16 protein-coding genes are annotated in these 22,324 nt (G+C 47.9%); 1 reads left to right on the top strand and 15 read right to left on the bottom strand.

The genetic code is table 11. The annotated features are described in order from the left end of the window. Window positions 1-10: 10 nt before the first annotated feature. From MWG26_RS00690 to MWG26_RS00680, 3 genes are all read right to left on the bottom strand, one after another. The gene (locus tag MWG26_RS00690; protein ID WP_044926061.1) at window positions 11-3,361 is read right to left on the bottom strand and encodes an ATP-binding protein; all 3,351 of its coding nucleotides are present in this window, start codon (window positions 3,359-3,361) and stop codon (window positions 11-13) included. Next, window positions 3,312-3,956 carry a DUF4194 domain-containing protein gene (locus MWG26_RS00685; RefSeq protein ID WP_025654003.1) on the bottom strand — a complete coding sequence of 215 codons (645 nt, stop codon included), beginning with the start codon at window positions 3,954-3,956 and terminating at the stop codon, window positions 3,312-3,314. Before MWG26_RS00685 ends, MWG26_RS00690 begins: the two co-directional genes overlap by 50 nt. 94 nt (window positions 3,957-4,050) lie before the next feature. Beyond that, window positions 4,051-5,409 carry a Wadjet anti-phage system protein JetA family protein gene (locus tag MWG26_RS00680; protein WP_025654002.1) on the bottom strand — a complete coding sequence of 453 codons (1,359 nt, stop codon included), beginning with the start codon at window positions 5,407-5,409 and terminating at the stop codon, window positions 4,051-4,053. A gap of 1,010 nt (window positions 5,410-6,419) precedes the next feature. Here MWG26_RS00680 and MWG26_RS00675 point away from each other — a divergent pair. After that, entirely contained in the window at window positions 6,420-7,262 is an 843-nt protein-coding gene (locus MWG26_RS00675) for a DUF368 domain-containing protein (RefSeq protein WP_025654001.1), read from the top strand. Window positions 7,263-7,282: 20 nt separating this feature from the next. On the opposite strand, the gene MWG26_RS00670 is transcribed toward MWG26_RS00675, so the two are convergent. The 12 genes from MWG26_RS00670 to MWG26_RS00615 form a co-directional block, all read right to left on the bottom strand. Beyond that, window positions 7,283-8,452: a CDP-glycerol glycerophosphotransferase family protein gene (locus MWG26_RS00670; protein WP_117441163.1), complete on the bottom strand. Its 1,170-nt coding sequence runs from the start codon at window positions 8,450-8,452 to the stop codon at window positions 7,283-7,285. 13 nt (window positions 8,453-8,465) lie between these two features. Then, window positions 8,466-9,752, bottom strand: coding sequence for a DUF4874 domain-containing protein (locus MWG26_RS00665; RefSeq protein ID WP_025653999.1), 1,287 nt, complete (start codon window positions 9,750-9,752; stop codon window positions 8,466-8,468). A 43-nt stretch (window positions 9,753-9,795) separates the two neighbouring features. Then, window positions 9,796-10,800: a glycosyltransferase family 2 protein gene (locus MWG26_RS00660; protein WP_025653998.1), complete on the bottom strand. Its 1,005-nt coding sequence runs from the start codon at window positions 10,798-10,800 to the stop codon at window positions 9,796-9,798. A gap of 13 nt (window positions 10,801-10,813) precedes the next feature. Beyond that, the gene (locus MWG26_RS00655) at window positions 10,814-11,878 is read right to left on the bottom strand and encodes a glycosyltransferase family 2 protein (protein ID WP_025653997.1); all 1,065 of its coding nucleotides are present in this window, start codon (window positions 11,876-11,878) and stop codon (window positions 10,814-10,816) included. 65 nt (window positions 11,879-11,943) lie between these two features. Continuing rightward, on the bottom strand, window positions 11,944-13,443 hold the full coding sequence (locus MWG26_RS00650) for an MATE family efflux transporter (protein WP_025653996.1): 1,500 nt from the start codon (window positions 13,441-13,443) through the stop codon (window positions 11,944-11,946). Beyond that, a complete protein-coding gene (gene pelG / locus MWG26_RS00645) occupies window positions 13,430-14,887 on the bottom strand; it encodes an exopolysaccharide Pel transporter PelG (protein ID WP_117441164.1) in 1,458 nt (485 codons plus the stop codon). The genes MWG26_RS00650 and pelG overlap by 14 nt, the downstream gene beginning before the upstream one ends. A gap of 2 nt (window positions 14,888-14,889) precedes the next feature. Next, window positions 14,890-16,308 (bottom strand): GT4 family glycosyltransferase PelF, encoded by a 1,419-nt coding sequence (pelF, locus tag MWG26_RS00640; RefSeq protein WP_025653995.1) that lies wholly within the window; start codon window positions 16,306-16,308, stop codon window positions 14,890-14,892. A 227-nt stretch (window positions 16,309-16,535) separates the two neighbouring features. Continuing rightward, window positions 16,536-18,206 (bottom strand): DUF2194 domain-containing protein, encoded by a 1,671-nt coding sequence (locus tag MWG26_RS00635; RefSeq protein WP_025653994.1) that lies wholly within the window; start codon window positions 18,204-18,206, stop codon window positions 16,536-16,538. Continuing rightward, window positions 18,203-18,949, bottom strand: a complete 747-nt coding sequence (locus MWG26_RS00630; RefSeq protein ID WP_025653993.1) for a glycosyltransferase family 2 protein — start codon at window positions 18,947-18,949, stop codon at window positions 18,203-18,205. Before MWG26_RS00630 ends, MWG26_RS00635 begins: the two co-directional genes overlap by 4 nt. 119 nt (window positions 18,950-19,068) lie before the next feature. Further along, window positions 19,069-20,808, bottom strand: coding sequence for a pilus assembly protein (locus MWG26_RS00625; protein ID WP_240285593.1), 1,740 nt, complete (start codon window positions 20,806-20,808; stop codon window positions 19,069-19,071). A 1-nt stretch (window position 20,809) separates the two neighbouring features. Then, window positions 20,810-21,337 carry a hypothetical protein gene (locus MWG26_RS00620; protein ID WP_240285592.1) on the bottom strand — a complete coding sequence of 176 codons (528 nt, stop codon included), beginning with the start codon at window positions 21,335-21,337 and terminating at the stop codon, window positions 20,810-20,812. 60 nt (window positions 21,338-21,397) lie between these two features. Continuing rightward, the gene (locus MWG26_RS00615; RefSeq protein WP_025653991.1) at window positions 21,398-22,312 is read right to left on the bottom strand and encodes a hypothetical protein; all 915 of its coding nucleotides are present in this window, start codon (window positions 22,310-22,312) and stop codon (window positions 21,398-21,400) included. Window positions 22,313-22,324: the final 12 nt, after the last annotated feature.

The following is a 22,324-nucleotide window of genomic DNA, read 5'->3' as shown; positions in this document are numbered from 1 at the left end:
GGTCTGACCCCTATTCTGCCTCCACCAGTTCCCCAAATTCTGTCCGCTCGAATTCCTGTATAGATATATGTTTTTTATTCGGATTCGCATATACAAATGTCTTATCCACATTCTCCAGGTAGTTCTGTATCTTATCATTCGTAGCGCTGATTATAGCCTGGAACCCTAACCCACGAATAAGCGAGATGCAGCTTGCCACTTTCTCCGCATCCATCTTTGAAAATGCCTCGTCCAGCACCACCAGCCGAATGGTGGGATTCCGATGTATCTTGGGCGACAGGTTGATCCGATATACCTGGGCGAAACTGGCGAGCAGTGCCACATACAAAGGATTCTGCCCCTCGCCGCCGGAGTTTTTCTTGATCATCTTACTGAGTCCGATGGTCATGTCTTTCTCGCCCTGCACGATCTGCTGCATATCAAAGGACAGGTAGGTCCTGTAATCGGCATATTTGTCCATGTTCTTCTTGGCCTCTTCCAGCTCCTCTCTTGTGGCATTCTCGGGCGGAATGAAGATGTTGATCAACTCGTTCATCATCTCCCCGTACTGATCCTCGTGCTCCATGGTGAACATATTCAGCTGGTTCTCCATGGCTTGACTCAGCTGGGACGGATTGATCTTCAGCGAATCATCCATGAACATTCTGTAGTATTTTCCGTCCGGTCCCTTGTTCTTTGTAATCACGAACTGGTACTTGTCCTTTCCGAAATCCAGCCTGCTGATAATGCGGTTCAGCTCATCCTTGCGCTGGTAAGCTTCCCGGATTGCACTGCGGATCTTGAAGATAAAGTCGTCTTTGAAATGTTCTACCGCCGACCGCGCCTGCTCCCTGGCCGCTTCTTTGTACCCTTCCAGGTCGTCGCATTCCAAGCTCTCCAGCAGCCTGTCGTAAGGGACGTTGTCCTTAATACTGGCTGAGAATGTCCGGTTCGGGTATCTCTGTGTATAGCTGCTCCGGATATCCACCAGCTCCTGGTAAGCCCGTTCCTTCTTCTCCTCCAGCGGCGCCCGGTCCCCCAGCCGCTGCCTCCTGAGATAGTCGTAATTCACGGTACGCCTGCCCTCCATAAACTGAGCAAACAGCTCCTCAAACTCCGCATCCTCTTTGAAGTACCGCTCCCGGTCCGCAAGCTGAGCATGCATCTCCAGGCTATCGGACTTACATTTACTAATAAACTCCTTATTCTTCCATATCTCCTCCTGGGCCGTCCGGATCTGCATCTTCTTTTCTTCCTGCCGCCGCATCAGCTCAAGCTTCTCGCCCTCCCACGCAGACACAGATTCTTCCCGGAGCGTACGCATCTTCTCCGTCAGCTGCTTCTTTTGCCGCTCCTTCCCCGGTATCTTCCCCACATCATCCAGCCATTCCATGTATTCGGAAACCGGCTGCAGCAGCCCCTCATACTGCCCGATCTTACGGAATTGCTCCAGCATCTCCTGCAGAGGCATCCGCTCCTCCTGCAGCGCCCGGCACTTCTCATCCAGCTGGCGGATGCGCTGCCGCATACTCGTTTCCCCGATGTAAGCTCTTCTGGTGTAGTTCTCCGGATTCATGTGCTGCAGCCGGTAGCTGTGGTACAAAACACAGTCCGGCGTCACACCCACGCGGCACCTGCGCAGCTCCTCCACACTCTCACATTTCATCACATTCCCGAGGAAAAAGTCAATATATGCCTTCACATGCGCCTCCCGCGCAATCACCTCACCGGCCAGCGCTCCGGGCCGTACCGGATGTTCCTCCTCCAGAACCTTCTCCGTATCCAGCACTGCAGCGCGGAAGAACTTTTTCTTATCCAATTCCTGGTAAATATCCATGGCAGCCTTTGCATACTGCGGCTCCACCACCAGAAGCAGCTTATTATTCCCCAGATATCCTTCCACGGCATTGTGCCACCGCTCATCCCGAATATCCAGCAGATCGGCCAGAATCTGTACATTCACAAACTTCCCGCAGCGCTCATGCAGCCGGTTGCGCAGCTCATATCTGGCCTCCTCAAGCTCCTTCGGGTATGCCTTGCGCCCTTGCCTGAGTTCCTTTAGCTCCTCCCGTGCCTCATGCTCTTCCTTCTTAATCTTCCTAAGCCGGGAGTCGGTCTCACGCCGCTCCTCCTCCAGCTCCTCCCGAAGCGCGGCCAGGCTCTCCTTCAGCCGTTCCAGCTCCCCTTCGGTAATATTCCCCTTCCCAAATTTCTCGATATCCCATAAAACCTGGTTGGGCGCCGCGTCACAGCCGGACCAGTCCCTCAACCGCACCGCAGTCTGCTCCCACTTTACCTTACTGCTGCCCAGGCGCTCCAGCGCCTCATTCACACTCAGCAGCTCCGTTTCCAGCCCGGAATAGCCACTGTTGCTGATCCGAAGCAGCACGTCCTCATATTCCTTCTGAATCCGGGCGGCATCTTCCTCCCGCCGCCTCTGCATCGTCTCCTGCCGGCTGATCTCCTCCTCGCGGCCCCCAATCTTGTCCGACAGCTCCTGAATCTTCGCCCGCAGCTGAAGCATCTCCAGCTTATCGATCTGATACGTACAGGACTCGGCGTCCCTGCGGCGCTCCCTGTACTGTCCATAACTTTCCCGGATCTCCTTCAGTCTTCGGATCTCCTCCAGCGTCTCCTCTATCTTATTGCGCATCCGCCCGTACTGCATGACACTCTCCTGAAGATCCTCGATGTGGATATCCTGCTCCATGCAGATATATTCCTTCACAAAATCTTCCAGCTTAATATTCATGCGGAACGGTATCGCCCGTTTAAAAAGCCGGGGGAACTTTTCCATATCCAGCCCGCCTAAGTATATATCATACAGCTGTCTGCGGAAACGCTCATTGCTGGGGCCGCAGTAATGCTGCTCCGGAGGAAATACCCGCTGCAGATACTCCCGTATTTCCCCAGTTGTCAGGCAGCGCTTATCCGCCCGGTAACCATTCTCCAGAAGCCCGCCCGTGTGCCAGAAAAACAGCCTGCCGATCTCATTCGTCGCAGTCTCCACATCAAAAACAACACCCACACATTGCTTTTCATGGGTATTGGTCTGCTCCAGTTCTAACACAATCGTACTGGAAAAATTATGGTTCCGCAGATATTGGGATTCATTATTTTCACTGATATTCACCATGCCACGGAGGTACTCAATCAACGTCCGGTCCGAATCATCCGCTGCAGCCTTATTAAAAAATCGCCTCCCGTCCGTATTGGCATACAGCACAATCTGCAAGGCGTCGATCACTGTAGACTTCCCGCTGCCGGAATGGCCGGTGAAAAAATTGATCCCCTCATTCAGAGTCAGTATCTTCCTGTCTATATAATGCCAGTTATTCAGGCATATCTTTGATAGTGCTTTGAATGGCTGTTTCGTCTCCAATGTTGTCCTCCTCGTGAAATGTTTTCAGCAGTTCCCGGATATCCTCTCCCATCAGCACCGCATTGATACACGGATAAATAATCAGCCTGGTATGTTCGTTCAGTTCCTCCAGCATATCCAGCGGCTCAATAATCTGATATTTCTTCAGAAGGGAGATCGTCCTTCGCATCTCCGTGGGCGACGGAATCCCCTTAAGAACACGGAAGTCCCCGGCCTTTCCGTTGAGCGCCCCCATAGTCGTCACGATATGGCTGCTGGAAGAAACCTCCGCCATCTGCTCATCATAAAGAAGCTTCAGCACCAGTAGGTATATCGTGGCAAGCCTGGGCATCTTTTCTCCCCAGAGCGCCTCCCCTTGGATATAGATCAGCCCCATATGGGCATTCTCCTGAAGCGTAATCCCCGCCACCTGAAAATATGCTCTCAAAAATTCCAAATGCTTACTGCATATCCGGTACTCCTTCACATAGGCCAGCCTTCCCGCCCGCCTGTCATACTTCCGCTCCAGAAGAAACGTCTGCCTGTACAGAAGCTGAATCACATCCGTCAGCGCCTCCTGCTCCTCCTGCATCAGCTGTTCATAATACTCTATCATAGAAACACTGCTCCTCACTTTTCTGATGCTATTCATCCTGCAAAGGGGTCTGACCCCTTTGAGGCTCCTTTGAGATTCTGTTAAGCTGCCCGTCTCACCGCCGCCGTACAAACCTCAGCCCCGGATAACGGTACCCATTATTCTCCACCATCGCTGCATCTTCCTCCAGCACCATATACCTGCTGTCCTTCCTGGTACTCATATCATAAGCCAGTATCAGCTTTTCAAAATCCCCTTCCCCTGAAATCTCCATCTTTGACACATCCAGCATCTCGTCCTTCATATGCGCCTCGATAAACTCCTCAATCTGCCTTCTGCTGTATCTGGCCTGTATCCGGTTGAGCCTCAGCACATCACTTCTCTCCAGATCCTCGGCAGCCTCCTCCGGCGCCATCTGGCTGATAAAGTCCTGCCTCCCCCTCCGGCGCTTGTACAGCGACTTTTCAGAAATCATTTCCAGCAGGGACAGGTTCATCCGGCTTCCCGTACTCCGCAGAACCTCCTCATAATCGTCTCCCTGCGCCATGCGGTTCAGCAGCCGGATCACCAGCCCCTTCGTGTCCGTCTCCCCACTGAGCAGATAATTCAGCCTCGTCACCGTGGCCCGGACATACTTCGTGTGTTCCTTATCCATATTGGCGATCCTGTGCTCAATATCATCGAATCCCCGCTCAATCATATCCAGCAGGTCCAACACATCCTCCTTCGTATCTCCCTGGGCCTTGGAACGCTCCCTGATCTTCTCAATCCACTCCTCATCCTCCCGCATATCCCGAAGAACCTTTTTAATATCCATCTTATAAATGTAGAAGTTGTCCGAAGTCTTTAGAATATGGTACTTCTTCTGCACAATCTCCTCCACATACCCTTCCAGGTGCTCCTTCAACAGTTCCCCGTAAGTCTTCTGGTCCAGAAGCCTCGCAAAGAAACGGTCCATATTATGAAGCATGTCCTGCAGCGCCTTATTGAGCTTTCTCGTATTGATCAGCGCCGTCCGGAGCATATTCAGATTCACGCGCGGATCATGCTGAAAAGAAAACAGCGTGGCATACACATTCTGGATATAAACTTCCGTCTCCTCCATGTCTTCCGAGGTCAGCCGCTCAAAAGCATCAATAAAAACAGCAGAATAATCCGGTATCACAATATTCGTAGCCAGCGTATTATAATCCTCAATCTTCTTCAGCCAGCCGGTCCTAAGCAGCCAGTTTAGGATACGGGAGGAAGGCGTTTCCAACATATCAAACTCCGTCTCATCCTCCTCGCGCTGCAGCTCGAAACGCTTCCTCGCGTTCATGTCGCCCAGGACCTGAATGCAGGCTTCCCGCGTCAAAAAATAATTATTGTACTGGTATTCTTCATTAATATATAATAACGCCTCAATATAAGCATCCCGGTTCACCGAGCGGAATAAACTCCAAAAGGTGTCCGGGACTTCAAAACGCATCTGCATAATGTAATTGTTCCCCTTTGGTTCAATAAGGTATTGTTGGTTTCCAAATACAGCATCAATCGTACAAACTCATATGGTGCAGGACAGCCCGCACCACACCCTTATTACATTTTATCATACGGCCAAAATACTGTAAACTGGAAGTTCGTTTGCAGGCTTGAAGTTACCGGATTTCATAGTTCCTATACGCCGTTCTTACAGTAATACTGATAATCTGCCTGTTTACTTCCAACAAACTTTCGATTAGGGTGTTTAAAGACACCCTTGGTATTGAAAGAGTGGACTAGATTAAAAGAGCAAAGAATTCAATATAAGATAGCAGAAAAAAGGCTGCTCCGTACCAAAAGGTTCGGAACAGCTCTTTTTATGTACATCTCAAAAGTAATACGAATTGTCAGGACAAGCAGATATTCAAATACATATGTCCTGTGCAGGCCAAAGGTAAGTTTACACAGAGTTGACATACAATCGCTGATCTTATTGACAAACCCGAACCAAAATAGTATAATATAACAAGTTATTTAGTTCTTTTAACCTAGTTCTGTTTTCACAGTTTAGTAACTGATCTTCGAATAATGATAAACTATTTATTCATTTTCACTATTTACACCACATTACATGAATAATATGAAAGAGAAGCGCAATACTAATTCTGTGGCAGTACTGCAGTGATATCCTTTTCTATTTTTATGAAATCCATGATAGTATGACTGATATTCCTTTTATAACTCCGGAATTACTATAATATTGTTTTCTACGTAAACCCAGACGGGTCCCTCTAAGATAAAGAAGCTGTCCTTTCAGGCCACTACTGGCCGTGAAAAGGGCAGCCTCTTTTGTTTATGCACAAAGATCTGCTTTTTTCAAGTACGCCAAGGCGGGCATCTTGCTCCGCATAACATAGTACCTCCGCGCACCTCCCCCATCTGCTAAAAACCCGCTAAAATTCCCCTGCCCCCATTGTATCCCGCCCCCTCTGCACATATAATAAAGCGCAAAAAGGAGACCAAATGAAACACACTAACTTACTGACAGCAATCAAAGGAATGATCGTAGGCGGAACCATGCTGGTACCGGGTGTAAGCGGCGGTTCCATGGCTATGATACTCGGCATTTACACCAAACTGATCCATTCCGTAAGTTCCTTTACAAAACATAAAAAAGAAAACCTTCTCTTCCTTACAGCCTTTTCTGCAGGCGGCGGATTCGGTATGGTTCTCTTTGCCCGTCCGCTGCTCGGGCTGATCCAAAATTATCCCATGCCTACGCTGTACTTCTTTATGGGTGCAGTAACGGGCAGTGTACCCTTAACGCTTAAGCAGGCAGACATACGGCGCTTCTCCTGGAAATATCCGTTGTACATGGGCATCGGGCTGTCTGTGGTTCTGCTGTTCTCCCTGCTTCCCTCCGGTGCCTTACAGGCTGATATGACTACTGGGGCGGGCGGCCTGCTGCTTCTGGTATTAGCTGGATTTGTCGCAGCAATCGCACTGGTGCTGCCGGGAATCAGCGTCTCCTATCTGTTCCTCCTGATGGGGATATACGATTCCGTTATGGGGGCGATTAGCAGTTTCCGGCTGACATTCCTTGCGCCACTTGGCATCGGCCTGCTCTTGGGAATTGTCCTTACCACAAAGCTCCTGGAACACGCCATGACAAAATACCCCCAGCCGGCATATCTTATAATTCTGGGATTTGTTCTCGGTTCCATTGTGGAACTCTTCCCCGGTATTCCTTCCGGGTCGGAAATGCTTTTCTGCATCCTCACTTTTGCTGTCGGATTCGGAATCATCCGGCTGGTTTCTGTAACTGAAATAAAGCAACTCCAGAAATCCAGACCCGGATATCAATAAAATAGGGGTTCGCAGGCGGATCAGCAATCCGTCTGCCTTTTATGTATCTCTTCTAAGATCCGGTCCGCCAGCACCCTGGCCCCTTCTCCGTCCTCCTCCATCCCGACAAGCTCCATAAACTGCATGCACGCTGCTTTATATTCCTCACAATCAAACTCCAGAATATTTTGACGCAGCTGCGTTTTATTCTCTGCCAGGGAAAAGGGCAGCTCTTCGAAGGTAAAGTACAATTCCCGCTCATCAGCCAGATACCGGGCAATATCCCCCGCAAAAAGAAATACCGGCCTTCCCGTCAGCATAAACTCAAACATACTCCCGGAATAGTCCGTAATCATGACATCCGCGGCAGCCATAAGCTCCTGCATATCCGGATAATCAGAGGCGGGGATTATTCCCTCCGAGCATTCCGTACCCTGATATGCCACATTGGGATGCATTCTGAAAAGGCAGATATAATCCCCTCCGAATCTGTCCCGCAGAGCTTCCAGGCAGGCGCCGATATCCAGCCGGTACCCTGCGCTTCCCGTTTTCGACCGGAAAGTAGGTGCATAGAGAAGGATCTTTTTCTCTTCCGGTATCCCAAAATATTCCCGTACCTTCCGGATTACCGCGGGGGGCGTATGGAGCAGAACACCGTTTCTGGGATGTCCGCACCGCATCACTTCTCCATGATACCAGAAGCTATTTCTGTATTTATCCGCCCGGAAAGCGTTATTAGAATACATCAGATCCGTCATGGATGCATCCCGCATGGCCTTTCTTACATAAGCCCGGTCCAGCTGCACGGCATCCTGTTCATTCTTTTTCAGTCCCAGGGAAGAATGCCATGTCTGAATATAATACTGCTCCTTCTTTTTCCGTATGCGGATACCGCTCTTAAAGTTATCCACCCACACCCGCGCCGTCGCCTGCTCATACACCGCCCTGATTCCGCCGTACCGGACCGGACGGATACCTTTTGGAAATTCTTCCGGCATACCACGGGTCAGCCATACGAGATCCAGATCCTCGTCCCGCTTTAACAGCTCCTCTGCTATATACTTCGGATCGCAGCCGTATCCCCTTCCTCCAAAATTATCAAACACGATTTTATGATCCCTGGCCGGCAGCAATGCCAGGAAACCCAGGATCTTTTCACATGCCACCCAATATGCCTTTTCCAGCCAGCACGGTTTACGCTGCTTTTTCATTTACCCTCTGTCCTCACTGATTGATATTTGCTAAAATATTAATTCCGTTTTCATATCCCATTTTGTCGTTTGCCAGCCGGACACAGTAAGCTTCAACTATATCCCGCGGCTCTTCTTTTGAGATTTGGATTCCCACAGTCATTCCGTTTTTCTCCAGCTCTTCCCGCGGAAAGGGATTCGCTAATTCGGCGCTGACTGTCCCCTTTTCCTTTGATTCCATTTCTGAATCGGCCCTTATCCGCTTTTCCGCTTCTCCGCACCGCAGAATAAAATACCACCGGTAGTTCGGATTGATCATGGAAAAGCCGCTGTTTCTTATCTCCAGCTCCAGCCGTAACTGCTTTTTTGCCGTAAAATGCCTGTCGATACTAAACGATTCTGCCCACGGCCTGCAGCCCAGATACATTTTAATGTATTCATCCCCCGGCATATTGTCATATTCCTGCCCCGCCCAGTACTGCCACACCTCATGATTGTACTCCGCATGCAGGTACGACAGATTCAGCTGCTGCGCTTCTTCCGCCACATTGTGTATATCGGTGAATTCACTGATAAAGGGCATCTCTCCTCCGTTAAACGGCACCTTAATGTTCGCAGCGGACCACCTCAGATCCTCTTCTCTTGTGTAATCTTCCCTGTAGGTACCCAGATCGCTTTCGCTGGAAAACAACCCGTCATTATAGACCCCCAGCCTGTCGGTATCGCACCCCCATGCTTCAGCCTCCCGTATAAACTTCTGCCTTCTTACAGACACGGGAATTCTTTCATCCAGCACGCTCTCCCAAGCACGTATGACCTCCATACGGTACCTTTTTGTATCCATGTACCGGCTCTGGGTCCATTCTCCAAACGCACCGATCATACCGGCCTGGACTCCCGCGATACAGTCTTTATAAGCATTCAGAACCTTCCCTGTCTGACGGATGTGCTTTAGCATGATATCAAAATCCGGATCCTCATACTCCCCCTGGAAATCATATGCTGCCCGGAATATAACTGAAAGCCCCAGTTCCCTGGCAATGCTCAGTGCATTTTCCAGATCCTGTACCTTATCCTCTGGTATCACATCCATCTCCCTCTCGTCATCCAAAAGATAGGTAAGCAGAACTACATCATAGTCCGGGTGTTCCTCCGCCATATCATAGAGCCTGTCAGTATCCCCGGCGGAGCACTGGAAATAGACTCCCTGAAAGGGATTTGCCACCCTGCTGCCACTCTCCCTGTAAGTAAAAGCAAGCCTGCCCCGGTACTCAGATACCGCCCAGATAACCGCAACCGCCAATAGAACTATAAGAATCATAAATCGTAGTGCTTTTTGGATTTTTCTATCTTTTTTAATCGTCTCAAACCTCCGGAAATAATTTCAGATATACCTCCGCCATCACCCTGTATACCCGCGGTGAAACGGAAAATATGCGGATCGACAACCGCTCCATAAATCCCCCGCATTCCAGGATCTCTTTCCTATATATACCGTAAGTCAACTTCCATTGCGCCCGCAGCAGCCCGCTCAGCTCTTTTCGATCCGGCAGAAACTTCGCGGTCCGGTACCATGCGATCTGCAAATTGGTCAGATACCGTTTCCTCGCATACCGTTCCAGCTCCCGGTCATTGTTCTCCCGGAAAAATGTAACAGCCTCCCGCAGCGCCCTGATCTTATCCAGGCGCTTTTCCCGGAAGCCGTCATTCATGATGCTCCCGCTGCGCTGCAGATAATGGTACAGCGGGCGGTTTGATACAGCGACCCGTCTGGCTGCATAAAAAACGCGGTACGTCACAAACTCATCTTCGTGAGTCTTTCCTTCCGGATATACCAGCAGCGGCTTCAGGTCTCTGTGATAAAGTTTTCCCCAGGCAGTAATCATCGCACGCGTGCTTTCTTTCACGATCTTCTCGGCAGCCTGCCTGCCGGTATAAACCAGGGTATGAAAGTCCTGTTCCCCCTTCTTTTTGTTCTGCCCATTTCTGCTCTGCCCACTTTCGTGTTCCCATACCAGGCAGTACCCGCAGACAGATACCTGTGCCCGGTATTCTACGGCATTATTGTACAGTACCTCCAAATATTCTGGCCCGATCCTGTCATCGCTGTCGATGTATGTAATATACTCCCCTTCTGCCAGGCCGGTTCCTGTATTTCTGGCCCCGGACAGCCCACGATTTTCCTGGTGCACGGCGCGGATTCTGGCGTCTTGCCCGGCATACCTGTCGCAGATCTCCCCGCAGTTATCCGGGGAGCCGTCATCTACCAGGATCAGCTCAAAGTCCTGAAATGTTTGGCCCAGTATGGATTCAATGCATGCATCCAGATACTGCTCCACCCTGTAAACAGGGACAATTACACTTATCATATCTTTCGCTCCTCTACTTTAGAACTGCCGATGCATATCGTTTCATCAGCGGATAGCATATATAAAATATGCGGCTGATGCTTTTAATCATTTTCCGCTTCAGCGCACACATGCAGAAACGATAGAACCACCTCTGCGGCGCCGAGACAAGGGATTTTAAATGTTTTGATGCATCCACAGCGCCGAGCGCCTTTTCGACCTCCGGGGCATAAGCAAACGTCCCAGCCCGCTCCTCAAGGCGTCTCATAGACATCCCTTCATATGGGATGTTTTTTATCATTGACCAGCAGAAAGACCTCATAATCACCGGAACCACCATATCCAGGTTCTCTTCCAGAACGCCCTCCCCATCGAGATAACCAACAAGCGTACGGATCATATTGACGCTTTTCGTATGAACCTGTGGATCTGGTCTGCGGGTCGTTGACGCATGAGCCGTTATGTAATAGCAGATCGGACAGTCCATACAGTAAAACACCGGATTGCGGCTCCACACCTTCATGTTAAACATAAAATCTTCCATATTCATGGTCCGGATGTCATCCATCCATATATCCTGCTCCCGCAGAAACTGCCGCCGGTATAATTTATTCCACACATAGCCGAACATGCTCTGCGTCTTCACCTTATGGTACAGCCCCATTTCTGCGTCTGTTCCCCGCCGTTTCATCAGGCCTTCTCCGGGCACGTGCACCCACTCCTCTGTTCGGTCGTCTGTCCTGTAATAACCGCCCATGGCGACATCCGCGTGGACGGATTTTGCCTGTTCCCACAATCGGTAGATGTTCCTGGTGTCCACCCTGTCATCTGCATCCGCAAAACAGATATACTTCCCCGCTGCCGCCCTGAGCCCATAATTTCTGGCCAGTCCCTGTCCACAGTTCTCAATATGAAACACTTTGACCCGTTTATCTGCAGCGGCCTCCTCATCACAGATTATCCCCGTGCAGTCCGTAGACCCGTCATCAATGATCAGAATCTCTATCTGCTCCTCCCACTCCCATCTGCGGATTTCACAAATACAACGGCGTATAAACTGTTCCCCATTATATACGGGGATAATAAAGCTGATCTCCATAATGCCTCCTCTTCCAGATACCATTTCCTTCTTCGGCAATACTTCACGGCACAAACCGGTTTTGCCTATGGTTTGCTATACTTTTTCATACTCTGTTTAAAGATAAAGTAGAATACCAGATAGCAAAGATTGCATACCACCCCGCACACAGCGGCTTTCAAGAGGAAGTGCAGGACTCCGCCTTCCGGAAGCGCCCCGACGGCCAGCCCTGTAACAAGGAAGGATGCCGCCATCTGCAGAAGCGTGATGAACTGATAATAGATTTCGTTCATAAAGCTTTTTTTAAAATACCGGAATACAATGAGGGGTTCGTACCAGAAAAGCGTGGCAGCCGATGCAATAGTCGTTGCAATTAAAATTCCCCACAGCCCCCATATTTTTCCCAGTACAAAGGAAAGAACGATATTCAGTCCGCCCTTGATCAATATCATGCGTTTAATATTTTTAAACAGCCCGGCGCTTTCCCGGTACATCTTGGTGGCAGATCTGCATATTTCCAGGTAATAGTTTACAATGATCACAATAATCACTTCCCGGGAAAGCAGGTCCACCGACCCCATCCAGATCCTGATAAAATCCTGAACCAGATAATAAAAACAGACAATCGTGGCTCCCGCCATCCAGGAATTGATAAACGAATAGAACTGAAAGCCCTGATATTGGTTTTCTCTTTCGCTCATGGACAGCATCTGGCCCACTCTTGCCGTAATAGCCTCGTAGAAAGCGGCAATCAGGCTTGTAATTCCTGCGATAATAAACTGATAATTCGAATAAATTCCAACCATAGCAGTACTGATGAAGCGGGAGATAAAGATATTATCCGTATTGCTGATCAGAACCTTTCCAAATCGGTACATCACCATATCGGAAACATTGCTTTTGATCGTATCCGCCTCTTCTTTTTCCAGCCTGCTCCCCCTTTTAAATAGATACCCATAGCGGATCTTCAGATATTTACCGAAAATCCCGTTTATCAGTATATTTTTAACCAGTATGCAGACTACAAATGCCTCATAGCTTTTGAAGTACTTTAGAAGCAGGATCTCGATAATAAGGGCAGAGGCATCCACCCCTCCGGTCACCGCTGCCACAAAATATCTGCGCTGGTCCGCCTGGATAAAGTAATTCCTCACCATCTGCCTGTTATATAGAACGACGGACAGCATAAATGTCAGGTACGTGACAGCCACTTCTAAATCGCTGATACTGGCATTGACCGAGAACACCGCAAATATGGTGGATATAGAACCGATTCCGAGGACTACACAGGTCATTTTTTTATAAATGCCATCATAGTGACGGTAAATGGCAGCCAGCCTCTCCTTATCTCCTCTGGCCAGAGGACCGTAAAAACTAAACAGCATCGCCGTCCCCGCGCCAAAATATGCAAAGGACAGTACGTCACAGAAATTGGAGTACAGGCTCTGGAGGCCCAGGTACTCCACATTCAGGTACAGGCATATCACCCGCTTTGAAATAAGATTAATCACCAGAGACAAAACCTGGCTTAGCATACTGACAATGATATTCCATTGCAGCAGCCTTTTTCCACTATCCTGCTGCATTGCGCTCCTTCTTTCGGTAAACAACTTTTCCTTTATTAGAAGACTTCATCGTATCCACGACTTTGTAATCGCAGAATATGAAGGTATCCAGATTTCTTTCGATCCAGCGTATTCTAAAAAAGCTGTATGTCCAGCCCACAAGCATTCCGATAAATACTCCCGCACCCCAAAAGGGAATCGGCCATTTACTAGAAAACAGGCTGCAGGTCAGAGTGGCCGCAAAGAAAAGCGCCCCGGTCAGAAACGCCCCGGTCATGTCCGCAAAGTAATACAGGTAGATGATATTTCCGTACATCATAAAGATTCCCAGAAAAGCAACCACAAGCATCGGATAGATGGTCATGGTAACACTGTCAAACCCTATTTTCTTGCCAAACAATACCATAAACAGAAATACAACCGATGTAATTGCAATCTGCGTGCCAAATACCTGGATGATCTGCTGGGAAAGCGTCCGAAACAGCTTCTTTCTCCCCTTTACTATCATTTTATAAGTTCCTCCTATGACACCCTCCATGTATTCCTTATAGGCCGTGTGGAACCGTGTCTCCACCACAACCATAAAGGATACCATAACAGAAATGTTTGTAAACATAGCAAGGCATGAGGCCATATCATATGCCTGGTGGCTGTAGTACGTGGAGGCCACAAAGAGACGCCCCGGTACCGTCCAGAATACAAAGTTATGAACATACAGTCCCAGAATATATAAAAAATTAGCACCTAAAAGCCGTTTAAACGACCATAAATAGTGCATACACTCCCCATATTCGTTAGACACGCTTTTGAAATACCTCTTTATATAGGAAAAGTCGCAGACCGCAATCAAAAAGAATCCCAGGGAAAGCCCGTATATAATAGAATGGATTGCATCCTGCCCAGCCACTTTATAAAAGGCAAACGACACCAGAAAGCTGACCGCCATACCGATTACGAAAAAAAGCGCGATAATCTTATAATCCTTGGTCGCATGCAGATATGTAACTGCAAAGAATAAAATGACCAGGGAAATCCATTGAATATAGGCCGCAATAATAAATGGCAGGTCTATCTCCCCCCGTACCCTTAGACTCCATCCCACCGGAAGGAACAGCAGTGTCGCAATGATACAGCATATAGAATTTCCCATGTAATAGGATGCCAGTATGTTGGAATACTCCTCTGTGTAAAACTTATCCGCCAGATACCGGGAAAAGATTACATTGAACGGTGAGGTAAGTATGACGGAAAAGATAAAGGTGTAAAGAATCGTGGAGGACAGCAGCTCTCTGTCCGCATAGGGCACCTTTGTCATCCCTAAAAAGAAATAGAGCAGAAGGATTGCCACAATCACCAGTATCATAGGTCCAATCGTCACAAGGGAGCTGTAGACAACGCCCAGCATTCCCCTGGATATGCTTTCTTTTCTGTATATTTTTTTTAATTCAAATCCGATGCCTGCCATGCTCACACCTCCCCGCTTCCTGTCAATTTCTGATAAAGATTGTAATATGTGCCGAAAACCACCGATTCATCGTACGCCTTTACGGCTCTCTGATAACCTGCCTGCCCCATCCTTTTTCTGGTCTTTTCATCCTCCGCAAGTTTCAGTATCGCACGGGCGATTTCGGACACGCCCATAACCGGTACGACGTATCCTGCAGGGCCGTAATTGTCGCGTTCCCCTTCGATCAGCCCCTTACAGTTCCCCACATTTGTTGCAATATATGGTTTCCTGGCGGCGAAGCCCTCCAGTATGGAAAGCGGCTGCCCCTCGCTGATACTAGTCAGTATTAGAAAATCCATCCTGCCAATATACTCTTTTACATCGATAATTCCGGTAAATTCCACATCCTTAATGTCCATGTCCCGCACCATGGCGCGGCATTCTTCAGCATAATCCTCTGCTTCCTCCATACCGCCCATAATCCATAGCTTCAGCCGCGGCTCCTTGTTTTTAGCCAGGGCGAATGCACTGATCATGGTCTTGACGTCCTTGATCGGGGTAACACGCAGGACTGCCCCTGCGTTGATATATGGATCCTGATTCTCTTTCTGCCGGATACCTTCAAATTTGTGATAATTTACGCCGTTTGGAATAACCATTGTCTTATTTTCATCACATCCCAGCTCTATCTGGAATCTGCGGGCATCTTCAAACAAAGAAACCACTTTATCCGCATACTGGTAACAGCACTCCCCTATCTTTTTAAACTGCCCAATCCAGATATCCTTGTAAATCCCGCTTACCCAGTCCGCTTTGATAATCTCTTCCTCCCGCTCCCTGGTATACAGCCCATGCTCCGTCATCAGAAAGGGACGTTTGTACAGGCTCTTCTGCATACACCCCCAGATACCGGCATATCCGCTGGACACGGAATGGTACAGATCTGCCTTTTCGGTTCTGGATTTTAGAATCGTAAACAGCGGAAGATACAGGGAACGCATGGTCCAGAGAAAATCCGAAAATGCAACTCTGCGAAAATTTGCATTATAATAATCCAGTGTCATTTTAAAAAAGTCCTTCCCTGAAAGCAGCGCATTCAACGACACCTCTTTTTCGGCAAAAAACCGGATAATGACATCCCAGTCTGGATTGCTTTCAAACATCAGGTTCTCGAATGCATCGTACTCTTCCCCCGTTAGGGCAACTTTTTTCTGTGTTTTATTATTTACGTAATCGTCGTCAAGAAGATAGACCTCCTGAATCTCACTGACATTGGAGGGAATCTGGTACTTAAACTGCAGATTCGCATCCGGGCTTGCCGCTATGGACTGTACCACGAACTCAACATCCGGCATGGCAAGCATCAGCCCCTGCATCCAGCTTGATACCCCGCCATTGACATAGGGGTATGCTCCTTCAACAATCAAACATACTTTCATACAAACCCTTTCCTTTCTTATACCACCCTGCTGCCCAGATTTTAGTACTAGTACAGCAGTGCATTAATCTTTCGGTAATAAGTGCCTGATATCTGCGTCAGAGTTGTGCCTGCTTCCGCGACGGCGTAGTGTTTCCTACGTCTAGCGAAAGCAGGTACAGCTATGGCGTAGCGAACAGGTGCTTATTGCTGAATTATTAGTGCAATGCTGTACTAGTACCTGTTATGTTATTCCTCATACGTTATCCTGATATCCGCTTTTTCAGCCTCTACCAGATACAGCACATCACTGATTCTGGTAACCGAGGCGCCCTCTGCCCCTTTTATTTCCCGGTCCGCCGGCAGAGACAGGTAAAAGTACGCTTTTCCCGTAAAGTTTCCGATCACCGCATCAATCTGTTTATCAGAATATCTAATCTCCGGCTCCATCATTTGAAATGCTTTTACTCTGTACACGGCCTCACCAACTGTCACTCGTTCCAGCCATGGAATATCTTCCTTTTCAACCCCCAGAACTGTCTCCAGATTCCGGCAGTAGTCGATCCAGCGTTCCTGCTTCTTCTCATCTGTTTCATATAAAAAGGGAGAAATGTCTGTAAAAACAGTGTTCAATCCCATTCCCCGGCAGATTCCTTTATCGTGAAATATGATGTTTTGATATTTTTTCTCTGTAAGCGCACGGTATGGGATACAGACGCTATCTGTTAACTTATCTGTCCATTCAAAATCAGAATTCCATAACACAAGCCGGTTATCAAAAGGGGAGTCCACCTCCCGTTTCAGGCTGTAGTTATTAAGCGTACCAATCTCATTGTTTCCTTCCACAATTCCATCCAGATAATACGCAAGCATGGCATTCGAGTATTTTTTGATCTCTTCACGTTCATCCGTATACCAGGTGGTCTTTACGCCGTACCTCTCTTCACAGCGTCGAAATTCCGGGAAGAAAATATCATTTTGTACTCCCATGCTATCACGCTGGTATTCTTTTTCCAGATACTCGGAGGTGAATTCATCCGTATAGGGCATCCCCGAGACGGCAAAGCAGTATGCATTTACTATCGGGTACATATAGGCCTGGTATAAATCTGTAAAAAGGAAACTGACTACTGCATAGACCATGGTACCCGCCATAAGCTCCCTGTCCGCCACGTATATGCTCCCGCCTTCTGCACTGCTCTGATATCTCCAGAATACAGGCGCAAGATTTTCGTTTTTTACTTTTTTACTCTGCAGCGCGGAACCGTATACCTCTGCCTGTCTTTTTAGTGTTACGGACTTCATTGTGAAAGATTCCCGACTTTCTGTAATCTCCCCAAATAAAAGGTTTTCTGTAAGGCGGATCCCCTTCTTTTCCTGTATCCCTTTATAGGTGTCAATCCCCAGCAGATCTTTGACGCTCTTCTTCTCAAGCGCAGCCTCGGATGGGATTTCCGTGAAGAAAAGCGCGGCCCCCGCTCTGCTGTACTCCTCCAGCATCTGAATCTCCTGGTCATTAAAATCTGTTTTGCATACAAACAGGATCTCCGCCCCCGCGCACTCCTCCAACTGTTCTTCAGTACGGAAGTCCTCCTTCATATTATTAAGCTGCAGGGCAACCGCTTTATAACTCGCCGTGCCCGTTCCCCACACAACGGTCTTTTCAACCGCAGTGTCCTGCTTTGCTTGCGCAATGTGCTCTTTCTCCAGCTTCTCGGACAGTTTTACCACCGCCTGATACTCGGCACGGCTGTCTGTTTCCACCCTGTTGGTTTCATGAATGCTCCGCCATATATTATCCAGGTTGCCTACCAGCAGGAAAACGAGCAAAAGGCAAAACAGTATGAGGACTATGTAAACAAAGATATATTTCTTCAGCTGGTTTTTTTGGGAAATGCTAAACTTATTCAGTAATTTCATTTTGTGCTCCCTGTCTTATACCGCGACCAGGCATTCCATGTGCTTAACATCATCAAAATCATATACTTTCCCACTTTAAGGAGCCCCGTATGCATGGACACTCCCGCGGTGCGCTCATGCATAATGGCCGGCACCTCTTCGATGCAAAAGCCGAGCAGAAGCATCTGCACAATCATGTTCAGGTCCGGATACTTCAAGTCAAAATTATTATAGGAAGCGTAAAACGAAAATGCCTTTCTGTTAAGCCCCTGAAGTCCGCTGGTCGGATCGGTAAGACAGCATCCTGTCACTTTTTTAATGATTTTTCTGAAAAAAAGAATTGTATATTTTTTTAGCCGTGATATATGGAAAGACTGGCTCCCCTCCAGGAATCTTGAACCAATGACAATATCCGGATATGTATCCATATCCTCTGAAAAGCAGCCTAGTTTCCCGCACAGCACCTCCACATTGCAGAGGTCGTGCTGTCCGTCCGCATCCATCTGGAGCAGGTAATCATAATCTTTCTCTACGGCATATTTATAAGCAGTCTGCAGAGCAGCCCCATACCCCATATTAAAAACTTGCCGGATTACCTTGAACCCGGACTCCTTCACAATTTCCGACGTGCCGTCCCGGGAGCAGTCATCAATCACCAGGATATCCATACTGGTCTCCAGCCCGGCCTCTTTCATTTGCTTTAGAAGAGCCCCTATATTTTCAGCCTCGTTGTACGCCGGTATCATCAAAAGTATTTTTTTCATTCTATGCCCCCTGTAACTTATTCTGCATCCTGGTCTGCATTAAAGCCGCAGATTAATGTATACCCAAAGGGCACCCCGTAATTCATGCCCTTCGGGCGGGTCTGCAGCCTAGCGGCAGATTAATGTATACTATCTGCTGCCAGCTGCTTATAATCCACTGACAAATTTAATGTAAAATAAGGATCCTGTGTAATCTTATAGACAGTGACCGTCTCATCCTGGTAATATTCCGAGACATGGTTCGGATAAATCTTCTTTACCGCCTCCATCCAATAATGGAGCTTAGACATCACCACATCCCGCTGAAAATAATACGGCGCATCCGCACCATGCAGACCACTGGTATCCCGGTCCCACTCCACATCCTGAAGCGCCAGTTCCGGGCTGATCTCCTGTACATTATCCGGTGCATCGATGTCACTCCTGTCAATTTTTCTACGGTCATTGGTAAATGAGATGGGATGTCGTTCCGTTACCACATATATATCCGGAGTCGGAATATAGATATTTTTCTTTCCTTCATCCAGTGCTTTTATCAGATCTATAATCTCATAGTGATATCCGGTATAGCGTATTACAGATAAATCATTGGTAGGTGATATGACCGTCCATGTATACTTTTCATGATTTTCACACAGATCCAGGCACACCCTCATATCTGCCTCCGAAATCGTAATACTGTAATAGCGTTCTTCCTTCACTCTTCCCGCTGACGACATGGCCCAGATACCGCCGGTGATCAGAACCGCAAAAGACATTTCCAGATATTTTTCTTTTACCCTGCACAGCCTGAGCAGGGTAAACAGCATCTCAAAAGGCAGCCCCAGCAGAGGGATGGTCAAAAATGACAGGAAAGTCGCCATTCGCTTTACTTCAATTAAAACAGGAATGTTCAGATAATACGCACATGCAAGGATTGCACAGACCTCCCAAAGCACCGCCCAGAACAAATATCCCAAATAACGCACCCTCTTTTTTGAAAGAACCAGTCCCAGCATGGCGTACAGGGCAAGTGCTCCATCCGCCAGCATGAGCAGCCTGGCGGTATCTCTGTTGCTTACGAAATTGTACGACAGATATTTAGATTCATCTTTCAGCAGATCCTGTGCAAACGAAAGAGCGCCCTCCTCCCGCCAGTTACTCTTCTGCGCATCTTCCGGGCGGGGCCCCTCAGTCTTCTGGTTCTCTGATTCTGCTGTAGTCTGCGTGATTCCCAGCGCCCATTCAATAGAGCGTTCAAATTCATAACCGTTCAGGTAACCCCATATATACGGGATACATGCCAGTAAGACACCTACGATCCCTGCCGCAGCGTAACGAAGCAAAACTTTTTTGCGCAGTATGGGAATCAGATATACTACCCCAAAGCAAACACAAATAATCAGGCAGAGAATGGTGACATAAAAATGGGCCATGAGTGTCCACGTGATGCAGGCTGAAAACAGAATCAAATCACCCTTCTGCTTCTTTTTTATGTACGCCAGCATAGCATAGATCATGCCAAAGGCCGCAACAAGGCCGAACTCCATTGGAAACGAAAACTGAAACCTAAAATAGGACGTGGAATGGAACAAATCTGTCAGAACAAAAAATGCCCAGCCCGCCATTGCCACATATCTATTGGAAAAAACTTTTCTGAACAGTGCATATGCCGAGCTAAAGACCATGACGGTTGAAAGAACCGAAAAGTTCAGGTAAACCCGGGTAACATTCAGCGGGAATAGGATTCCTAGCGCCGCATTCAGGGTGTGCACTCCGTGGGGATACATACCGGCCGGAAACATATTCCCGTGGATCAGCGCCCCAATCCAGTAAAGATGAGTCTCTTCGTCCGTATGGCCATATCCTGTATTATGCATTTTATACCATCCGTAAAACCAGATGACCCACGCCATGACAGCGCAGAATATCAGGATTTCTATTGCGCTGCCCTTGAGGGACCTCTTTTTTTTCAGCAGCCATTTTTCTAGGTTCAGCCTGATCTTGCGGAAAAATACCTGGAATCCATAGATCCCTAATATCAGTTCTCTCAGGATTTTCGCTGCACGTCTCCGAAACGTGGTGATTATTCTGCGCTCCCTCCAACAAGTAACGGATAACGGCAGAATAACCAACATGACCAGCAAAGAAACAAAATTGATAAAATGCAGAAATCCAAGAAAGATAACCACAAAGTTCAGGTATAAGTTTCCCATACACTGGTAGAAGAAAAAACGGAAAGTCAGCTCTTTCTGAGCAGTATATTTTCTGAGGCAGACAGAGGGAAGCACCAGTGTCAGCAAAAAATATCCAATCGCGCTCCCTATCATTGTCCACACATTTTCCCATATCATTGTCATCTACCACCCTGTCTGTTTTTTCAAGTACGCCCTGGAATTCCAGCGCCATGGTGCACCTCCTGTGCCATGGTATCGCGGCTTTGTGCGCCCCGGCCTTCTGCCGCCGGTTTTATCCGTCTGACGGGTAAAACCTCACCCACTCGAGAAGCTCGCTGTCCAGAACCAGAGACGACTCCTTTATCCGCCGGACAGCTTCGCTAAACCCGCTCCTGTTCCTTATCTTAAAGTAATATTTCAGCACTTCTTTTGCCGCAGCAAGGTCCTGCTCCATGATATCCTCTGCCCGTTTCACCCATTTTTCAATGCCGCCTGCATCCTGATATTCATTCCGTAATTCAATGATATCTGCCAGCATGTTTCCATTTACCTTCGTTTTATCCTTCTGATAGAGTTCTTCCATATATCCTTCAAAAAAATTAAGATAGATCTTCTGCTCCGGCTCGCTGAACACTTTTTTGTGAAGCATATTATCACAGAACTGCAGATACAACAAAAGTGTATCGCTCTCTTTGCTTTCCTCATAGATCGTACGAAGGCGTTTTTCCGTATCTTTGTATTTCGCTATGGTATCTGTTATATAGGAAGCCGCATAGTGAACTACCTCCGAATCCTCCTGGGCCATGGCATTCTGGATTCCTCCCATATACTCCTCCACGTCCGGGCGCTTGAGTACCTCCAAAAAAAGCTGCCTTCTGTTCATGGTGTCAGAAATCATCAGCGCCTCTTCTATGGGTACCCGGTCGATCTCTTTCTCTATATCATCGCCTATAATCATTCGGGTTCTTTTCTTACTGAAGCTCAGCTCCTCTTCGTTCAGCAGACCGTCCCGCTTATGAAATAGAATAAAATTGAAAAGTTCACTGCACGATAAAAAGATAGTGCCCACCACCGGAGTCAGTATCATAAATACGGTCAAAAGAACTGCTTTTCGGTATTCTTTTTTCCATACGCCCCGGTACAGGAAATACACCAGTGCCAGACACGTATTTATAATCAAAATCCATATCATCCATTTGTTTTCCACGCTCGCCAGCTC

It is taken from the genome of Faecalicatena contorta, from assembly GCF_022835095.1.
Taxonomy (GTDB): Bacteria; Bacillota; Clostridia; order Lachnospirales; family Lachnospiraceae; genus Faecalicatena; species Faecalicatena contorta.
This window is presented reverse-complemented; position numbering and strand designations above follow the sequence as displayed.

What these genes read in the sequence shown, in the direction of transcription:
- MWG26_RS00685 (WP_025654003.1), bottom strand. Translation starts at nt 3,956, where the DNA reads ATGATAGAGTATTATGAACAGCTGATGCAGGAGGAGCAGGAGGCGCTG.
- MWG26_RS00680 (WP_025654002.1), bottom strand. Translation starts at nt 5,409, where the DNA reads ATGCAGATGCGTTTTGAAGTCCCGGACACCTTTTGGAGTTTATTCCGC.
- MWG26_RS00675 (WP_025654001.1), top strand. Translation starts at nt 6,420, where the DNA reads ATGAAACACACTAACTTACTGACAGCAATCAAAGGAATGATCGTAGGC.
- MWG26_RS00670 (WP_117441163.1), bottom strand. Translation starts at nt 8,452, where the DNA reads ATGAAAAAGCAGCGTAAACCGTGCTGGCTGGAAAAGGCATATTGGGTG.
- MWG26_RS00665 (WP_025653999.1), bottom strand. Translation starts at nt 9,752, where the DNA reads ATGATTCTTATAGTTCTATTGGCGGTTGCGGTTATCTGGGCGGTATCT.
- MWG26_RS00660 (WP_025653998.1), bottom strand. Translation starts at nt 10,800, where the DNA reads ATGATAAGTGTAATTGTCCCTGTTTACAGGGTGGAGCAGTATCTGGAT.
- MWG26_RS00655 (WP_025653997.1), bottom strand. Translation starts at nt 11,878, where the DNA reads ATGGAGATCAGCTTTATTATCCCCGTATATAATGGGGAACAGTTTATA.
- MWG26_RS00650 (WP_025653996.1), bottom strand. Translation starts at nt 13,443, where the DNA reads ATGCAGCAGGATAGTGGAAAAAGGCTGCTGCAATGGAATATCATTGTC.
- pelG (WP_117441164.1), bottom strand. Translation starts at nt 14,887, where the DNA reads ATGGCAGGCATCGGATTTGAATTAAAAAAAATATACAGAAAAGAAAGC.
- pelF (WP_025653995.1), bottom strand. Translation starts at nt 16,308, where the DNA reads ATGAAAGTATGTTTGATTGTTGAAGGAGCATACCCCTATGTCAATGGC.
- MWG26_RS00635 (WP_025653994.1), bottom strand. Translation starts at nt 18,206, where the DNA reads ATGAAATTACTGAATAAGTTTAGCATTTCCCAAAAAAACCAGCTGAAG.
- MWG26_RS00630 (WP_025653993.1), bottom strand. Translation starts at nt 18,949, where the DNA reads ATGAAAAAAATACTTTTGATGATACCGGCGTACAACGAGGCTGAAAAT.
- MWG26_RS00625 (WP_240285593.1), bottom strand. Translation starts at nt 20,808, where the DNA reads ATGCATAATACAGGATATGGCCATACGGACGAAGAGACTCATCTTTAC.
- MWG26_RS00620 (WP_240285592.1), bottom strand. Translation starts at nt 21,337, where the DNA reads ATGGCGCTGGAATTCCAGGGCGTACTTGAAAAAACAGACAGGGTGGTA.